The organism is Halomonas saccharevitans, assembly GCF_032333995.1.
Classification (GTDB): Bacteria; Pseudomonadota; Gammaproteobacteria; order Pseudomonadales; family Halomonadaceae; genus Halomonas; species Halomonas saccharevitans.
In genome coordinates, this window is sequence record NZ_JAVXUR010000007.1 from 43845 (window position 1) to 58763 (window position 14919).

The window sequence follows — 14919 nt, forward strand, 5'->3', positions numbered from 1 at the left end:
ACCGACAAGTTGTTAGTGCGCCTTCAGGCCGTCGCGTCGATGGCGAGCATCGCGATCGGGCAGGGCACGGAGATGAAGCCAGTAGCGGCATTGCTTTTAATCATCAGAGGGTCCTTCCGTCTTGTTGTGATGACGAGCGGGGATCACTCGTCGCCTAGCGCCAGCAGCGACGCGTTGCCACCCAGGGCGGCAGTGTTTTCCGTCACGGTCTTCTCGGTGGCGAAACGCAGCAGGTAGTGCGGACCGCCGGCCTTGGGACCGGTGCCCGAGAGCCCTTGTCCGCCGAAAGGCTGTACGCCCACGACCGCACCGATGATATTGCGGTTGATGTAGACGTTGCCGGCACGGATCTTCTGTGCGATCTCGTCGGCGAAGGTCTGGTTTCGGCTGTGAACGCCGAAGGTCAGACCATAGCCCCGGCCGTTGATGGAGTCGATCACCCGATCGATCTCGCTGGCGCGGTAGCGCACGATGTGCAGGACGGGACCGAACTGCTCGCGCTCCAGGGCCTCGATGCCATCGATCTCGAACGCCACCGGTGCGACGAAGGTGCCGTTGGCGGTGTGGGTCGGATCGAGTCGCGTCTCGGCGACCAGTCGACCCTCGCCCTTGAGCCGGTCGATATGCGCCATCAGGCCCCGGCGGGCGTCCTCGTCGATCACCGGGCCCACGTCGGTGCCCAGGTGGCGCGGGTCGCCCACGTGCAGCTCGTCCATGGCGCCCTTGAGGATCTCGATGACCCGGTCGGCCACGTCGTCCTGCACGTAGAGCACGCGCAGGGCAGAGCAGCGCTGGCCGGCGCTCTGGAAGGCCGACTGGATGACGTCGGCCACCACCTGCTCGGGCAGGGCGGTGGAATCGACGATCATGGCGTTCATGCCGCCGGTCTCGGCGATCAGCGTCGGCAGGGGCGCGTTCTCGCGAGCCGCCAGGGCACGGTTGATGATCTGGGCGGTATCGGTGCCGCCGGTGAAGACCACCCCAGTGATGCGCGGATCGCCGCTCAGCACGCTGCCCACGGTGGGGCCGTCGCCGGGCAGCAGCTGCACCACGTCGCGCGGCATGCCGGCGTCATGGAGCAGCTCGATGATGCGGTTGGCGGCCAGCGAGGTCTGCTCGGCGGGCTTGGCCAGCACCGGGTTGCCGGCGACGGCGGCGGCCACGACCTGACCGCAGAAGATCGCGATCGGGAAGTTCCAGGGGCTGATCGCCGCGAACACGCCCTTGCCGCCCATCATCAGCTCGTTGGACTCACCGGTGGGCCCCGGCAGGCGGGTCGTGTTGCCGAAGAGCTCCTCGGCGCGCACCGCATAGTAGCGGCAGAAGTCCACCGCCTCGCGGATCTCGTCGACCCCGTCGGTCAAGAGCTTGCCGCCCTCGCGGGAGCACATCGTCATCAGCTCGGCGAGGTTCTCTTCCATCAGGTCGCCCAGGCGGCTGACGATGGCGGCGCGCTCGGCGACCGGCGTGGCGTCCCAGCGCGGGAAGGCCGCCCAGGCGGCGTCGACGGCCCTGGCAGCCTGGTCCCTGGAGGTCCACTGCACGCTGCCGACCCTGACGCGGAGGTCGAAGGGGCAGAGCACGTCGTGGCGAGCGCCGGCGTCCTCGGCGACGTCGAAGGCCAGCAGCGGCCGCGCGTGGTACTCCCGATCCATGAAGGTCGCCATCTCGTCCATCAGCGGGCGGTACTGGCTGTTGATGTTCAGGTTGACGCCCCGGGAGTTCTGCCGCGCCGGGCCATAGATGTCCTTGGGCAGCGGGATCCGGTGGTTGGCATAGGTCTTGTACTGCTTGAGCGTCTCGACCGGATGCACGCACAGCGACTCGATCGGCACCCGCGGGTCGACCAGCTGGTGCACGAAGGAGGAGTTGGCGCCGTTCTCGAGCAGGCGGCGCACCAGGTAGGGCAGCAGGTCCTTGTGAGCCCCCACCGGCGCATAGATGCGGCAGTAGGTGCCCTTCGGCGCGCGCTTGAGGGCAGCGTCATAGAGCGCCTCGCCCATGCCGTGCAGGCGCTGGAACTCGAAGGGGCGCCTGGCCTCGTTGGCGAGCTCGAGGATGGTGCTGATGGTGTGCGCGTTGTGCGTCGCGAACTGCGGGAAGATGCGCCCGCGGGTGTTGTCCGAGAGCAGGAAGCTCACGCAGGCCAGGTAGGCGACGTCGGTATTGGCCTTGCGGGTGAAGACCGGGTAGCCGTCGGCACCGATCTGCTGGGATTCCTTGATCTCGGTGTCCCAGTAGGCGCCCTTGACCAGGCGCATGGGGATCTCGTCGCCCTGGCGGTCGGCCAGGCGGTTGAGGTAGTGCAGCACCGGCAGGGCGCGCTTGGCATAGGCCTGCACGACCAGGCCGAAGTGCCCCCAGCCGCGGCAGGTGTCGCTCTCGTAGACGGCGCGGAAGACCTCCAGCGACAGCTCCAGGCGATCGACTTCCTCGGCATCGATGGTCATGGCGACGTCGCGCTCGCGGGCCATGGCGGCCAGTTCGCGCACGGTGCCGACCAGCTCCTCGAGCACCTGCTCGCGGCGGCCGAACTCGTAGCGGGGGTGCAGGGCCGAGAGCTTGATGGAGATCGACGGCGACGGCGTGCTGGCCGTGAGCGCCTTGCTGGTCTTGCCGACGCTCTTGATGGCGGCGGCGTAGGACTCGAAATAGCGCTTGGCGTCCGCGCGGGTGCGGGCGGCCTCGCCGAGCATGTCGTAGGAGTAGGTGTAGCCCTTATCGAACAGCGGCTTGGAGCGCTTGAGCGCCTCATCGATGTCGCGCCCCAGCACGAACTGCTTGCCCATGATCTTCATCGCCTCGTACATGGCGCGGCGGATCACCGGCTCGCCCATGCGATTGACGAGCTTGTTGATGAAGTGCGCGGGCTTGCCTTCCTTGGGCTTGTCCAGATTGATGACGCGGCCGGTCATCAAAAGGCCCCAGGTCGAGGCATTGACGAACCACGACTCGCTCTGGCCCAGGTGTGACTTCCAGTCCGACGGGCCCAGCTTGTCCTCGATCAGGGCGTCGGCGGTGGCCTTGTCGGGGATGCGCAGCATGGCTTCGGCCAGGCACATCAGCATCAGGCCCTCGTGGGTGTCCAGGCTGTACTGCTGAAGCAGCTCATCGATGGAGTCCACGGCGGTGTCCATCTCGCGGACTTCTCGCACCAGCTCCGCCGCCTGGTGGGCGGTGCGCTTGAAATCGGCCTCGTCGGCGGACAGCAGGTCGACCAGCTCGCGAACGAACGCTTCCTCGTCGACCGCATAGTGATCACTGATGCGGGCGAAGAGGGTGTCGAGGTCCTGCTGCCAGGTCTCACCTGCCAGCATGTTGTTGGCGTTTAGCATCTAACTCCCCAGAGTGTAAGCCGTCGTCAGAGGGCGATGCCCGGCCGCCCGAGAGCTGTCGCGGGCGGCGCGGGAGATGCGTTGAGGGTAGGAGCGCGAGTGTCGTCCTGCTTGGCGAATTCTCGGTAGTATTTAACGGTTTCACGGTTTATGGCCGTGAAACGGTTGAAATTTCTACTTTGGTCTAAGGGTCCTGGCCGCTGCGCTTTGGGCCGGCGAGGTGACGGGTGAGGCGAGTTGACCGCGCGGGTCGCGACGCAGCTGGCTGGGGGGATACCCGAAGGCCTGCCGGCAGGCCCGCGACAGGGCACTCTGGCTGGTGAAGCCCGTTCGCGCGGCGATCTCCGACAGCGGCAACCGGCTCTGCTGCACCAGCTGGCGAGCGCTATCCAGTCGGCGGCGCATCACGTATTGCCAGGGTGACATCCCCGTGCTCTGGCGGAAGCGTTCGCTGAAGTGTGCCTCGCTGAGGCAGGCCTCGGCGGCCAGGTCGGCGACGCGCAGCCGCTCGCCCAGGTGATGATCGATGAAGCGATCGAGGGCCGTCAGGTCGAGTCGACGCGCGGGCGTGGCCGGCTCGTTGGCCAGCCGCGCGTGGAGGGAGCCTAGCAGGGTGCCGGCCAGTCGCTCGCTGTGCAGCGGCGCAAGGTTGCCCTCGTGGGTCAGCAGGCTCAGCTCCTGGAGCAGGAAATCCAGGTAGTGGCGCAGCGCGGGGTCGAGGGAGAAGAAGCGCGGCGCGTCGAACAGCTGGATCAGGTCGCGCTGGTGGCCCGTCACGGCGAAGGCGTCGTGGGGCAGGTCGAGAATCAGCTGGCGGTTGTCGCCGTGGCCGGCGTAGTAGTGCAGGTGGTTGGCCGGCACGATGCAGCCGGAGAAGGCCGAGATGGATCCACCCAGCCCCTCGATCTCGAACTCCGCCTTGCCACGCAGGCCGATCACGATCTGGTGAAAGTCGTGGGCGTGGTGGTGAATCGCGGTGTCGAGGGGGATCTGGCGGATGGCACTGGTCACGAGAGGCCTCCGGCGGGGCATGTCAGCAGCATGACACCACAGTATACCAGGCGAGGATTCAACGCTTTGCGTCAATCCTCGCGGCGGCGCAGGGCGGTGTGGGCCGCCAGGTGATCACGCAGTGCCGCTAGCTCCTCCTGGCCCTCGTCGTCGAGCAGAGGCTTGCCGCGCGCCATGCGCCCGTGCCGCCCATGTTCGTCCATCAGTCGATCGGCCCGGCGGCGAATCCCCTCCAGGTAGTCGTCGTGGCGAATCGGGTAGCCGATGATGGTGTTCCACTCGGTCTCGCTGACGCTGCTCGCCAGCGCCTTGTCGAACAGCGCCATCAGCTGCTCGGGCTCCGTGCGATAGCGTGGGGTGCCGGAGAGCATCATCAGGGCGATCATGCCGCCGAAGATGACCAGGCAGACGGTGAGGACCAGCAGGAAAATGGACATGGTCGCGGCTCCGTGCAATCGAGCAGGTACCGATCGCTCAGCGGCAGGTGCGGCGGATCCAGTAGATGGATGTCTTCAAGGGCTGAGGCGGCACGCCGGGGCGTGGAGCGGGTGAAGGGAATCGAACCCTCGTCTTAAGCTTGGGAAGCTTCTGCTCTACCATTGAGCTACACCCGCGAGGGGATTTGGATAGTAAAACCAAGTGGTTAGCCTTTGCAAGCGAGCCGCCGATTTTTTCTTTTGGATCCGCGCTAAGTGGCTGTTCCGCGGTGCCTTGCCGGTCGGCAGGGAGTGTCAGGAAGGCATAGCAGAGTTTTTTTTGCGCTCTGCCGAACTTTTCTCTTCACCGCTGTCAGATGTTGCATAGGCAGCAACGCGATAGCAGTCGCTAACACTGTTGCCTAGCTTGCATTATCGATCTTTGCCGCCCCATGGTTCATGGGGCGGCTTTTCTTTTAGGGCATGTCAGGTGTTCTGCTGGGGCTTTGTCCTGAGCCGGCCTGACCCGCCACGTGTCGGCCCGAGCCAACAGGCCTCGCCACCCAGCGCGGGGTCGAGTGGCGAGGGCGGGTGTCCTGTCGTCGAGGATCAGGAGTGGCGCATGCGGATCAATGCGCTCAGCACGTCGCGGCGGGTGACGATCCCCACCAGCCGGCCCTGCTCGACCACCGGATAGACCTTGGGCTTGGCACCCAGCATCTCCTGAGCCAGATCGGTGATGCTCTTGGTGGGCGACACCGAGAGCACCTCGTTGCGCATCATCTCCCGAACCAGCGGCGGCTCGTCGCCGAGATAGGAGCTCTCCAGCACCTTGCCCATCACGTCCTGCTCCGAGATGAAGCCGATCAAGTGGTCCCGCTCATCGACCACGGGCACGCCGGGCAGGCGGTGTAGCGCGAGGCCCTCGGCCAGGGTAGCGACCGAGGTCTGGCCGGTGACCCGGTAGCAGTCCCGGGACATGATCTCACGCACGATCGTGGGGGCCTTGTTGGGCATGGCATAGCTCCTTGTGCCGGGCAATCATGGTCTGGACGGCGCCGCGATACCCGGGGTGATGGCCAGGGCGACTCGTGGCGCTGCCTCGTCTCGCCTCCAGCATAGTCGACACCCCCCACGCGCGGCGAAGGGGCCTGTTAACGCTGGCGGCGTGCGTCGCCGCGTCCGGCGCTCGGTCAGGAACCCGACAACGCTTGCCGGCTCCAATATGGCACACTCATGCACACCAGCCGTCGGTGTCGCCGGCGGTGACCGACCGAGGGAGTCGCATCATGGATGCTCGGGAGTACATGGCCCGCAAGGGGCTGGATACGGGGCGTGATCAGGAGCGCCCCAACACCCTGGAGGAGAAGGCCTGGTCGCGTGCTATCGAGGCGGGGGAGCAACCGCCTCGCGCCGGCACGCCCTTCGACTGGGAGGATTGGGAGCGCTATCACGAGACGCTCGCCGATGGCGCCGAGACGCTGGAGCAGAAGATCGATCACGAGGCCCACCGTCGCGCGCTCGACCACGAGGCGAGCTCGGCCGTCGGGCACTTCACGCCGGCCGCCGGCGAGCGCGTCAAGGTCGACGAGGAGCTGGGAAGCGCGCCGCCTCGCGGTGATCAAAGGGCGCGTAAGGTTCAGGGCCACGCCGAGCCCCCGCCTCAGGACCTGCCGCCCACCGCCGGGCCCACGGTGGCTTTGTACGCCCTGGCCGTGCTGCTGCCGCCGCTGGCCGTGGGGCTCATGCGAGGCGGAGCGACTCGCGTGGTGCTCAGCCTGGCGCTGACCCTGCTCGGCTGGCTGCCCGGCGTGGCCTATGCGTTCTGGTGGTTGCGTCGACCGTCGCCCTGACGCGGCGTGGGGCCTTGGCTGGGTGAGCGGGGCGGGTATAATCTCCGTCAACTACTCATTTTCCAGGAGTTTACCTTGGGCCTTCTCGTCGGCGTCACCGTCCTCTGGGCATTCTCGTTCTCGCTGATCGGCGTCTATCTGGCCGGTCAGGTGGACAGTTACTTCTCCGTGCTGATGCGCATCGGCCTGGCGACGCTGGTCTTCCTGCCCTTTCTGCGCCCCTCGCTGCTGCGCGGCGGCCAGCGCCTGGCCCTCATGGGGCTGGGCGCGCTGCAGCTGGGCGTGATGTACATCTTCTTCTATCAGTCCTTCCTGTTGCTCTCCGTGCCGGAAGTGCTGCTCTTCACCATCTTCACGCCGCTCTACATCGCGCTGCTCGACGACGCCCTGTTCGGCCGCTTCACCCCCTTCTATCTGGTGACCGCGTCGCTGGCAGTGCTGGGCGCGGCGGTGATTCGCTACCAAGGGCTCGACAGCGGCTTCTGGTCGGGCTTTCTGGTCGTCCAGGGGGCCAACCTCTGCTTCGCTCTGGGGCAGGTGGGCTATCGCCGGCTGTCGGCGAGCCTGCCGGATTCGCTGCCCCGCCACAGCGTCTTCGCCTGGTTCTACCTGGGTGCCCTGGCGGTGGCCGTGCCGGCCTTCGCGCTGCTGGGTAACACCGCGGGCCTGCCTACCACCGGCGTTCAGTGGGGCGTGCTGCTGTGGCTGGGCCTGGCGGCCTCGGGGCTCGGCTATTTCCTGTGGAACCTCGGGGCTACTCGCGTGGATGCCGGCGCGCTCGCCATCATGAACAATCTGCTGATCCCCGCGGGGCTGCTGGTCAACCTGCTGATCTGGAATCGCGATGCCGACCTCACGCGCCTGGTCATGGGCGGGGCGATCATCGTCGGCTCGCTGTGGCTCAATGAGTGGTGGCTGAAACGCCGGCGCCTGAGCGCGGCCTGAGGGCGTTTGCTCGCCCCGTGGCCAATCGCCATAATGAGCGGCCGCGAAGCGAGAGGCCCGTGCATGCCAACTTTCAAGAACATCGGTCTGATCGGTCGTCTGGGAAGCGCCAAGGTGGTCGATACCCTCAAGCGGCTGATCCGCTTTCTCGAGGACGGTGGCTATCACGTCATCATCGAGGACCGGACCGCCACGGTGCTGCTCGATCATGGACACCCCGAGGCCAGCCGCCGACTGCTGGGGGAGCTCTGTGACCTGGTGATCGTGGTCGGCGGCGACGGCAGCCTGCTGGGCGCCGCGCGAACCCTCTGCCACAGCGGCACCCTGGTGCTGGGCGTCAACCGCGGGCGATTGGGCTTTCTCACCGATATCTCTCCGGATGAGCTGGAGGCGCGGGTCGGCGAGGTCCTCGCGGGCCGCTATGAGCTGGAGGAGCGCTTCCTGCTGGATGCCGAGCTCTACCGCGACGGCGTGCAGGTCGGCAACGGCGATGCCTTGAACGAGGTGGTGCTGCACCCGGGCAAGGCGGTGCGCATGATCGAGTTCGAGCTGTTCCTCGACGGCCAGTTCGTCTACAGCCAGCGTAGCGACGGCCTGATCATCGCCACGCCCACCGGCTCCACGGCCTATGCGCTCTCCGGCGGCGGGCCGATCATGCACCCCAAGCTCGACGTCATCACGCTGGTGCCGATGTTCCCGCATACCCTGTCGAGTCGGCCCATCGTCATCGACGCCGCCAGCGAGATTCGCATCCATATCGGCGAGACCAATCAGACCTATCCGCACATCAGCTGCGATGGCCAGACGCGGGCGGTGGCCAAGCCCGACGACGTGCTGGTGATCCGCCGCAAGCCGCGGCGGGTCCAACTGGTCCATCCGCTGGGGCATAACTTCTTCGAGGTCCTGCGCAGCAAGCTGGGCTGGAGCAATCGCCTGGGCGACTGAGGTGAGCATGCAAGGCACTCTTCCAGAGACTCACCCGCGTCAACGTACGCTGTCGGGTGCCCTAGAAGGCTACGACCTGATCGGTGACGTGCACGGCTGCGGGGCGACCCTGGCCTCGCTGCTCGAACGCCTCGGCTACCACCAGCGCGGCGGGGTCTATCGTCATCCTCGCCGCAAGGTGATCTTCCTCGGCGACCTGATCGACCGGGGGCCGCGCATTCGCCTGGCCGTCACCATCGCTCGGCGCATGGTCGAGGCGGGGGAGGCGCATATCGTCATGGGCAACCATGAGCTCAACGCCCTGGCCTACTGCCACCGCGCGCCGGCCGGCATGGGCCGCGACTGGCTGCGCGAGCACACGCCGCGGCACAACCGCATCATTGAGGAGACCCTGGAGCAGTATCGCGACCACCCCGAGGAGTGGGAGGAGGCGCTGGCCTGGTTCATGGACATCCCCCTGTTCCTCGAGCTCGACGGCCTGAGGGTGGTGCACGCCTGCTGGGACCCGGCGCTGATCGACGAGCTGCGCCGCGACCATCCGGACGGGCGCATCGACGAGGACTTCCTGGCCGCCTCGGTGGTACCCGGAACCCGCGAGTTCCGGATCCTCGACCGCCTGACTCGCGGCACCCACGTGCCTCTGCCCGAAGGCGTGGCGATTCACTCGGGGGATGGTTTCACCCGGCGCAGCTTCCGCGCCCACTTCTGGGCGCACCATCCGCGGACCTGGGGCGACGTGGTGTTCCAGCCCGACAACCTGCCGGGCGACCTGGAGCGCCGCGCGCTCACCGAGGAGGAGCGCGCGCGGCTCAGCTACTATGGACCCGAGCAGCCGCCGCTGTTCATCGGCCACTACTGGTGCGAGGGGATTCCGGCCCTGCCGGCGGCCAATATCGCCTGCCTGGACTACAGCGCCGTCAAGTTCGGCCGCCTGGTGGCCTACCGCTGGAGCGGCGAGTCGCGGCTCGATGCCAACCACTTCGTGTGGATCCGCGTGCCCCGCGAGGAGGAGGCCCGACCGCAGCCCTGGGAGATCGATTTCGATTGATACAATTCTTTACGCAAAAAGCGCGTCATCGGGATGAACTCTCGTTGACCGACGCCATCAGAGTAGGTGTTCCCTTGAATGATCCCTTGCTCTTGTCCGGCGGCCCCCTCCGCCGGACTTTTTCTTTGCATGACTGGCCGGCGTCGTCACGGTCGACCGTTCACCGCCTGATGAGCGCACCGTCAGTGCACGCGCCGCTGAACACCGTACCGCTGGAGACACCATGTACCGGGTAATCCTGCTGCCCCACGATGTCGATACCCGCGCGTTGCGACAGGCGCTATGGGCCCACCGTATCGGGCATCGGATCACCGAGGAGGGCGAGGGGCAGGTGCTGTGGCTGGTCGACCCCGCGCAGCACGAGGCGATGCTTGGGCTGATCGAGCGCTGGCGACGAGGGGAGTCCTTGATGCCTGAGGCGCCGCGGGCCGGGCGCGTTCCGACTGACCAGCTGCTGGCGCCGTTCAGGCAGGTGCCGGTGACCTCGCTGACCCTGGCGCTCTGCCTGGTGGTCTTCGCCATCATGGGCGTGCTGGATGATCGCGTGGTCGCGGCGCTGACCATCGTGCCGGTGGTCGTGGTCAAGGGCGCGCTGGCCTTCGGCGATCTCGGCGAGACCCTCGCCTCGGGGCAGGTGTGGCGGCTGCTGTCGCCGGCCTTTCTGCACTTCGGCTGGATGCACCTGATCTTCAACATGCTCTGGCTCTGGTACTTCGGCCGCCAGGTCGAGGCGCTGCAGGGCAGCCGGCGCATGCTGACGCTGCTCCTGGTCGCCGGCATCGGCGCCAACCTGGCCCAGTACGCCGCCGGCACCGTGCTGTTCGGCGGCATGTCCGGCGTCGACTTCGCGCTGCTGGGCTATGTCTGGCTGATGTCCCGGCGCGCGCCGCGCAGCGGCTTCTTCGTGCCCCAGATGCTGGTGGTCTTCATGCTTGGCTGGCTGGTCTTCGCCATGACCGACATGGCCGCCGCAGTGGGATTCGGCAACGTGGCCAACGAGGCGCACCTCGGCGGGCTGGTCGTGGGGCTGGCGCTTGGCTGGTATCATTCCGGCCGTGCCCGCCGCCCCTCCTGAGGCCGAGCCCCCTAAGGCCGCGCCTCCTAGGTCGCCCATTCTGAGAGAGTCCGTCATGAGCGAAATGTCCTTCGATCGCATGATTCAGCAGATGACCCCGTCCATCTACGAGAGCCTCAAGCAGGCCGTGTCGCTGCGTAAATGGCCCGATGGCCGGATGCTCACCGCCGAGCAGACCGAGCTTTGCCTGGAGGCGGTGATGCGCTACGAGGCGGAGAACCGGGTACCCGAGGAGCAGCGGGTCGGCTACCTGCAGCGCCGCACCTGTGGCGGCGCCAGCAGCGGGGCCGACGTGCCTCCCGAACTGGCCGGCCTGGCCCGGGACGTCGGCGGTGACTGAGTCGATCGACGCCGCTCAGGTGCACCAGGGCTGCCTGAGCAAGATGGCCATCGAGCCCGGCGCGCCGGCCCGCTACGTGCTGCGCGCCGGCGAGGAGCGTCTCGCGCTCAACGCCTGCCTCGGCAAGCCGCTGAGCCTCGAGTGGACTGGCGCCATCGCCTGCACTCACTGCGGCCGGGCCACCAGGAAGAGCTTCGCCCAGGGGCACTGTTACCCCTGCTTCAAGAAGCTTGCCCAGTGCGACACCTGCATCATGAAGCCGGAGCTCTGCCACTTCTTCGAGGGCACCTGCCGCGAGCCTGACTGGGGCGAGCGCCACTGCTTCCAGCCCCATGTGGTCTACCTGGCCAACGCCTCGGGGCTCAAGGTCGGCATCACCCGGGCCAGCCAGATGCCGACGCGCTGGCTCGACCAGGGGGCGGTGCAGGCCCTGCCGATCCTCGAGGTCGATACTCGTCAGCAGTCGGGCTTCGTCGAGGTGCTGTTCAAGGAGCAGGTCTCGGATCGCACCAACTGGCGGGCCATGCTCAAGGGCAGCACCGAGCGCCTCGACCTCGCCGCCGAGCGCGATCGCCTGCTGGAGCGCCTGGGCAGCGGCCTCGATAACCTGCGCGAGCGTTTCGGCGCCGACGCCATCCGGGTCCTCGACACCTCGCCGCTGAGCTTCGAGTACCCGGTGCTGGAGTTCCCCACCAAGGTGGTCTCCCACAACCTCGACAAGAACCCCCGCGTCGACGGTACCCTGCTGGGCATCAAGGGGCAGTACCTGATACTGGACAGCGGCGTGATCAACCTGCGCAAGTTTACCGGCTACGAGGTCCGGGTCGCCGCCTGAGCCCTGGGCTATTCTTCGGACAGCGAATCCCTGAGCCATCCCTTCGCCTGAGGAGGAGAGCCCGTGGAGAAGAGCCCGTGGAGAATAGCCCGATGAGCGAGATGCGTGCCATGCGGCTGCACGCCGCCGGCCAGCCGCTTCGCCTGGAGCGCCTGCCGCTGCCAGAGCCTGGCCCCGGCGAGGTGCGGGTCAGGGTGCTGGCCTGCGGGGTGTGTCGCACCGACCTCCACGTGCTCGACGGCGAGCTCGCCGAGCCCCGGCTGCCGCTGATCCCCGGGCATGAGATCGTCGGCGAGGTGGCGGCGCGCGGGGAGGGCGTGACCGATCTGGCGATCGGACAGCGGGTCGGCGTGCCGTGGCTGGGCTGGACCTGCGGCGAGTGCGATCCCTGCCGCGCCGGACGCGAGAACCTCTGTGAGCGCGCCGAGTTCACCGGCTACACCCGCGACGGCGGCTACGCGGAGTACTGCGTGGCCGATGCCCGCTACTGCTTTCCCCTGCCGGCCGAGGATGCCCAGGCCGCCGCACCCCTGCTCTGCGCCGGGCTGATCGGCTATCGCACCTGGCGGCTGGCCGGTGGCGAGACGAACCGGCGCCTCGGCCTCTACGGCTTCGGCGCCGCGGCACATATCCTCGCCCAGCTCGCCGTCGCCCGTGGGCAGTCGGTCTACGCCTTCACCCGGCCCGGCGATACCCAGGCCCAGGCGTTCGCTCGTCGCCTCGGCGCCGTCTGGGCCGGCGGCAGCGACGAGGCCCCGCCCGAGCCGCTGGATGCCGCGTTGCTCTTCGCTCCGGTGGGCGCGCTCATCCCCACGGCGCTGGCCGCGGTGCGCCCCGGCGGGACGGTGGTCTCCGGGGGCATCCATATGTCCGACATTCCCGCCTTTCCCTACCGCCTGCTCTGGGAGGAGCGCAGCCTGAAGTCGGTGGCCAACCTCACCCGCCGGGACGGCGAGGAGTTCCTGGCGCTCGCGCCCGAGGTGCCGATTCGCACCGAGACGCGCGCCTATCCCCTGGAAGAGGCGAATCAGGCGCTCGAGGACCTGCGCGAGGGGCGACTCTCCGGCGCGGCGGTGCTGATTCCCTGAGCCAGGGCTGATATCGAGCCTGGCGCTTCGTCCGACCCGGAACCTGGTGCCTCCTCCGTCCTCTCCGATTCCGAGTCTGACGCTGACCTCGAATTCGATCTCGAACCTGGTCGTCGCAGGCGAGCCGCTTCCCCACACAAGAAAGGCCCCTCGCGAGGGGCCTGTGATGGCGAGCAGCGCGCCGGTTCAGCTCGACTCGGCCATCGTCGAGTAGGGATTGTCCGGCATCATCGCCCGGGGGATCGGCGGGCGACGCGCACCCTCCTTGGGCCCGTAGTGCTCCGCCAGGTAATCGAGGATGGTCGACTCGGTCTCGGCATCGAATTCCCAGAGCCCCTGGGTGTCCTGCATCCAGCGGATCAGATACTGCCAGTGGTTGCGCGAGCCGCTGTTCTGGGTGACCAGCCTGGCCGAGTGGCAGGCCGTGCAGTTGCTGCGCACCGTCTCCCATCCCTCCGCCTTGATCAGGCCGGTCTCCGGGTCCTTGGGCGGGGCCTCCCCCTCCTGGGCGCCTGCCGCCAGCGGCAGGCAGATCAAGGCGACGCCCAGGGTGGTCATGGCCAGCACTTGCAAGCGTTTCATGACGACCTCCTAGGCCACCTGGACCGCGATGCGATGGCAGGCGTTGTTGAGGTATCCCTTGGGGTTCCAGCCCGGCACCACCATGGGCTGTGAGCGACCGTTCTCATCGGTGGCCTTGGCCCAGACCTCGAAATAGCCGGGCTCTGGGAACTCCACCCGGGTCGTCCAGCGCTGCCAGGCCAACCGGTTGGGCGGATCCTTCAGCTCGGCCTTATGCCAGGTCGCCCCGAAGTCGATCGAGACATGCACCTCCTTGACGGCCAGGTCGCCGGCCCAGGCATGGCCGCGTACCGTCATGGCCTCGCCGAGGGCGTGATCGATCCCGGAGCGGGGGTAGGTCACCAGCGACTTGACCGGCATCGACTGGATGGTGACGAAGTCCTCCAGGGGCACCTGGCTGCCCGGTGCGACCGGATGCTCGGGCACGCTGTAGGAGGGCGCGCCCATCTTGGTGCCGTCGTGCTTCTGGTTGCGGATCACGATGCGCTGCAGCCACTTGCCTGAGACCGACCCCGGCCAGCCGCCGCAGACCACGCGCAGGGGATAGCCGTTGAGGTAGGGGATGTCCTCGCCGTTCATCGCCCAGGCGATCAGCGACTCGTCTTCCAGGGCCTTCTCCATGGGGACGCCTCGGGAGATCGGATCCTTGTTGGGGTCGCCGCTGGCATGGGCATCGGCGCCGTAGTAGCCGGTATAGACGGCGTCGTCCTTGATGCCGCAGGCCTCGAGCACGTCGCGCAGGCGCACCCCGGTGAAGGTCGGACAGGCCACCGCGCCGGTGGTCCACTGGTTGCCGCTCGCCGAGGGCACGTACTCGCTGCGCCCGTTGCCGCCGCACTCCACCTGCAGCTGGTAGGTGTGATGCTCGAAGCGCTCCTTCAGCTCGGCGATCGAGAAGCTCTGGGGGTTCTCGCAGGACTCTCCGCCGATCTCCAGCTGCCAGGTATCGGCGTCGATGTTCTCCAGGGCCGGCGGGATGCCGTTGTTGCGCACGAACATGACCCTCCCGGGGGTGATGTCGTCGTCGAGGAGGTGGGGCGGCGTCTCGGCGTTGATAGGGCGGTCGTTGAGGACGGTCAGGCCCTCCTTGCCCTTAAGGGTGAAGGGGGCATCGCTCTGCGCCAGGGCGGCGGGAATCAGGCCGCCGGGCATGCGATCGGCGAAGGGGATCGTTCCCCCCACGGCGGCGGCCATGGCGAGCAGGCTCGAGCGTTTCAGGAAACCGCGGCGGGTGACGGGATCGACTTCGCGATCCCAGAGCTTGCGATCCGCTGCCTCGGGGTCCTCGGCGTAGAGCTCGTGAATGCCGCGCGTCCTGGTATCGGGGGGCTGTCTGGTCATGACGTGGCTCCTGGCATGCCCGGCGGGCGGCTGGCAGGCGCTCGGCCGGGTCTTGTTGTGATTGTGCTGCCACCCTCAAGCGTAGCACCCCCGGCGCAGGCTGGA

General features: G+C 67.5%; 14 protein-coding genes and 1 tRNA gene. 8 read left to right on the forward strand and 7 right to left on the reverse strand.

Annotated elements, in window-relative coordinates; all coding sequences use genetic code 11:
- Positions 1 to 143: 143 nt before the first annotated feature.
- From putA to RSO68_RS14995, 5 genes are all read right to left on the reverse strand, one after another.
- On the reverse strand, positions 144 to 3335 hold the full coding sequence (gene putA, locus RSO68_RS14975) for a bifunctional proline dehydrogenase/L-glutamate gamma-semialdehyde dehydrogenase PutA (protein ID WP_315587171.1): 3192 nt from the start codon (positions 3333 to 3335) through the stop codon (positions 144 to 146).
- A gap of 174 nt (positions 3336 to 3509) precedes the next feature.
- A complete protein-coding gene (locus tag RSO68_RS14980; protein WP_315587172.1) occupies positions 3510 to 4346 on the reverse strand; it encodes an AraC family transcriptional regulator in 837 nt (278 codons plus the stop codon).
- Positions 4347 to 4417: 71 nt separating this feature from the next.
- Positions 4418 to 4783 (reverse strand): hypothetical protein, encoded by a 366-nt coding sequence (locus RSO68_RS14985; protein ID WP_089849631.1) that lies wholly within the window; start codon positions 4781 to 4783, stop codon positions 4418 to 4420.
- 103 nt (positions 4784 to 4886) lie between these two features.
- A tRNA-Gly gene (locus RSO68_RS14990) sits at positions 4887 to 4960 on the reverse strand.
- A gap of 411 nt (positions 4961 to 5371) precedes the next feature.
- Positions 5372 to 5779 carry a CBS domain-containing protein gene (locus RSO68_RS14995; protein ID WP_089849633.1) on the reverse strand — a complete coding sequence of 136 codons (408 nt, stop codon included), beginning with the start codon at positions 5777 to 5779 and terminating at the stop codon, positions 5372 to 5374.
- A gap of 272 nt (positions 5780 to 6051) precedes the next feature.
- On the opposite strand from RSO68_RS14995, the gene RSO68_RS15000 reads away from it, so the two are divergent.
- The 8 genes from RSO68_RS15000 (at position 6052) to RSO68_RS15035 (ending at position 12891) form a co-directional block, all read left to right on the forward strand.
- Positions 6052 to 6615 (forward strand): YqaE/Pmp3 family membrane protein, encoded by a 564-nt coding sequence (locus RSO68_RS15000; protein WP_315587173.1) that lies wholly within the window; start codon positions 6052 to 6054, stop codon positions 6613 to 6615.
- A 75-nt stretch (positions 6616 to 6690) separates the two neighbouring features.
- Positions 6691 to 7560: an EamA family transporter gene (locus tag RSO68_RS15005; protein ID WP_315587174.1), complete on the forward strand. Its 870-nt coding sequence runs from the start codon at positions 6691 to 6693 to the stop codon at positions 7558 to 7560.
- 63 nt (positions 7561 to 7623) lie between these two features.
- Entirely contained in the window at positions 7624 to 8505 is an 882-nt protein-coding gene (locus RSO68_RS15010; RefSeq protein ID WP_089849638.1) for an NAD(+) kinase, read from the forward strand.
- A gap of 7 nt (positions 8506 to 8512) precedes the next feature.
- Complete coding sequence (locus tag RSO68_RS15015) at positions 8513 to 9553, forward strand: metallophosphoesterase (RefSeq protein ID WP_089849640.1); 1041 nt, start codon at positions 8513 to 8515, stop codon at positions 9551 to 9553.
- 223 nt (positions 9554 to 9776) lie between these two features.
- Positions 9777 to 10628, forward strand: a complete 852-nt coding sequence (locus RSO68_RS15020; RefSeq protein WP_089849642.1) for a rhomboid family intramembrane serine protease — start codon at positions 9777 to 9779, stop codon at positions 10626 to 10628.
- Positions 10629 to 10683: 55 nt separating this feature from the next.
- Positions 10684 to 10968 carry a YeaC family protein gene (locus RSO68_RS15025; RefSeq protein WP_089849644.1) on the forward strand — a complete coding sequence of 95 codons (285 nt, stop codon included), beginning with the start codon at positions 10684 to 10686 and terminating at the stop codon, positions 10966 to 10968.
- Positions 10969 to 11011: 43 nt separating this feature from the next.
- Positions 11012 to 11803, forward strand: coding sequence for a DUF2797 domain-containing protein (locus RSO68_RS15030; RefSeq protein ID WP_089849680.1), 792 nt, complete (start codon positions 11012 to 11014; stop codon positions 11801 to 11803).
- A gap of 92 nt (positions 11804 to 11895) precedes the next feature.
- A complete protein-coding gene (locus RSO68_RS15035; RefSeq protein WP_089849646.1) occupies positions 11896 to 12891 on the forward strand; it encodes a zinc-dependent alcohol dehydrogenase family protein in 996 nt (331 codons plus the stop codon).
- A 186-nt stretch (positions 12892 to 13077) separates the two neighbouring features.
- Here the strand turns inward: RSO68_RS15035 and RSO68_RS15040 are convergent, their stop codons facing one another.
- Both RSO68_RS15040 and RSO68_RS15045 read right to left on the reverse strand, forming a co-directional pair.
- Positions 13078 to 13473 (reverse strand): hypothetical protein, encoded by a 396-nt coding sequence (locus tag RSO68_RS15040; protein WP_315587175.1) that lies wholly within the window; start codon positions 13471 to 13473, stop codon positions 13078 to 13080.
- A gap of 9 nt (positions 13474 to 13482) precedes the next feature.
- A complete protein-coding gene (locus tag RSO68_RS15045) occupies positions 13483 to 14814 on the reverse strand; it encodes a sulfite oxidase (protein ID WP_089849650.1) in 1332 nt (443 codons plus the stop codon).
- Between the last annotated feature and the right edge of the window lie 105 nt (positions 14815 to 14919).

What these genes read in the sequence shown, in the direction of transcription:
- RSO68_RS15020 (WP_089849642.1), top strand. Translation starts at nt 9,777, where the DNA reads ATGTACCGGGTAATCCTGCTGCCCCACGATGTCGATACCCGCGCGTTG.
- RSO68_RS15045 (WP_089849650.1), bottom strand. Translation starts at nt 14,814, where the DNA reads ATGACCAGACAGCCCCCCGATACCAGGACGCGCGGCATTCACGAGCTC.
- RSO68_RS15040 (WP_315587175.1), bottom strand. Translation starts at nt 13,473, where the DNA reads ATGAAACGCTTGCAAGTGCTGGCCATGACCACCCTGGGCGTCGCCTTG.
- RSO68_RS15000 (WP_315587173.1), top strand. Translation starts at nt 6,052, where the DNA reads ATGGATGCTCGGGAGTACATGGCCCGCAAGGGGCTGGATACGGGGCGT.
- RSO68_RS15025 (WP_089849644.1), top strand. Translation starts at nt 10,684, where the DNA reads ATGAGCGAAATGTCCTTCGATCGCATGATTCAGCAGATGACCCCGTCC.
- RSO68_RS14995 (WP_089849633.1), bottom strand. Translation starts at nt 5,779, where the DNA reads ATGCCCAACAAGGCCCCCACGATCGTGCGTGAGATCATGTCCCGGGAC.
- RSO68_RS15035 (WP_089849646.1), top strand. Translation starts at nt 11,896, where the DNA reads ATGAGCGAGATGCGTGCCATGCGGCTGCACGCCGCCGGCCAGCCGCTT.
- RSO68_RS15010 (WP_089849638.1), top strand. Translation starts at nt 7,624, where the DNA reads ATGCCAACTTTCAAGAACATCGGTCTGATCGGTCGTCTGGGAAGCGCC.
- RSO68_RS15030 (WP_089849680.1), top strand. Translation starts at nt 11,012, where the DNA reads ATGGCCATCGAGCCCGGCGCGCCGGCCCGCTACGTGCTGCGCGCCGGC.
- RSO68_RS14985 (WP_089849631.1), bottom strand. Translation starts at nt 4,783, where the DNA reads ATGTCCATTTTCCTGCTGGTCCTCACCGTCTGCCTGGTCATCTTCGGC.
- putA (WP_315587171.1), bottom strand. Translation starts at nt 3,335, where the DNA reads ATGCTAAACGCCAACAACATGCTGGCAGGTGAGACCTGGCAGCAGGAC.
- RSO68_RS15015 (WP_089849640.1), top strand. Translation starts at nt 8,513, where the DNA reads ATGCAAGGCACTCTTCCAGAGACTCACCCGCGTCAACGTACGCTGTCG.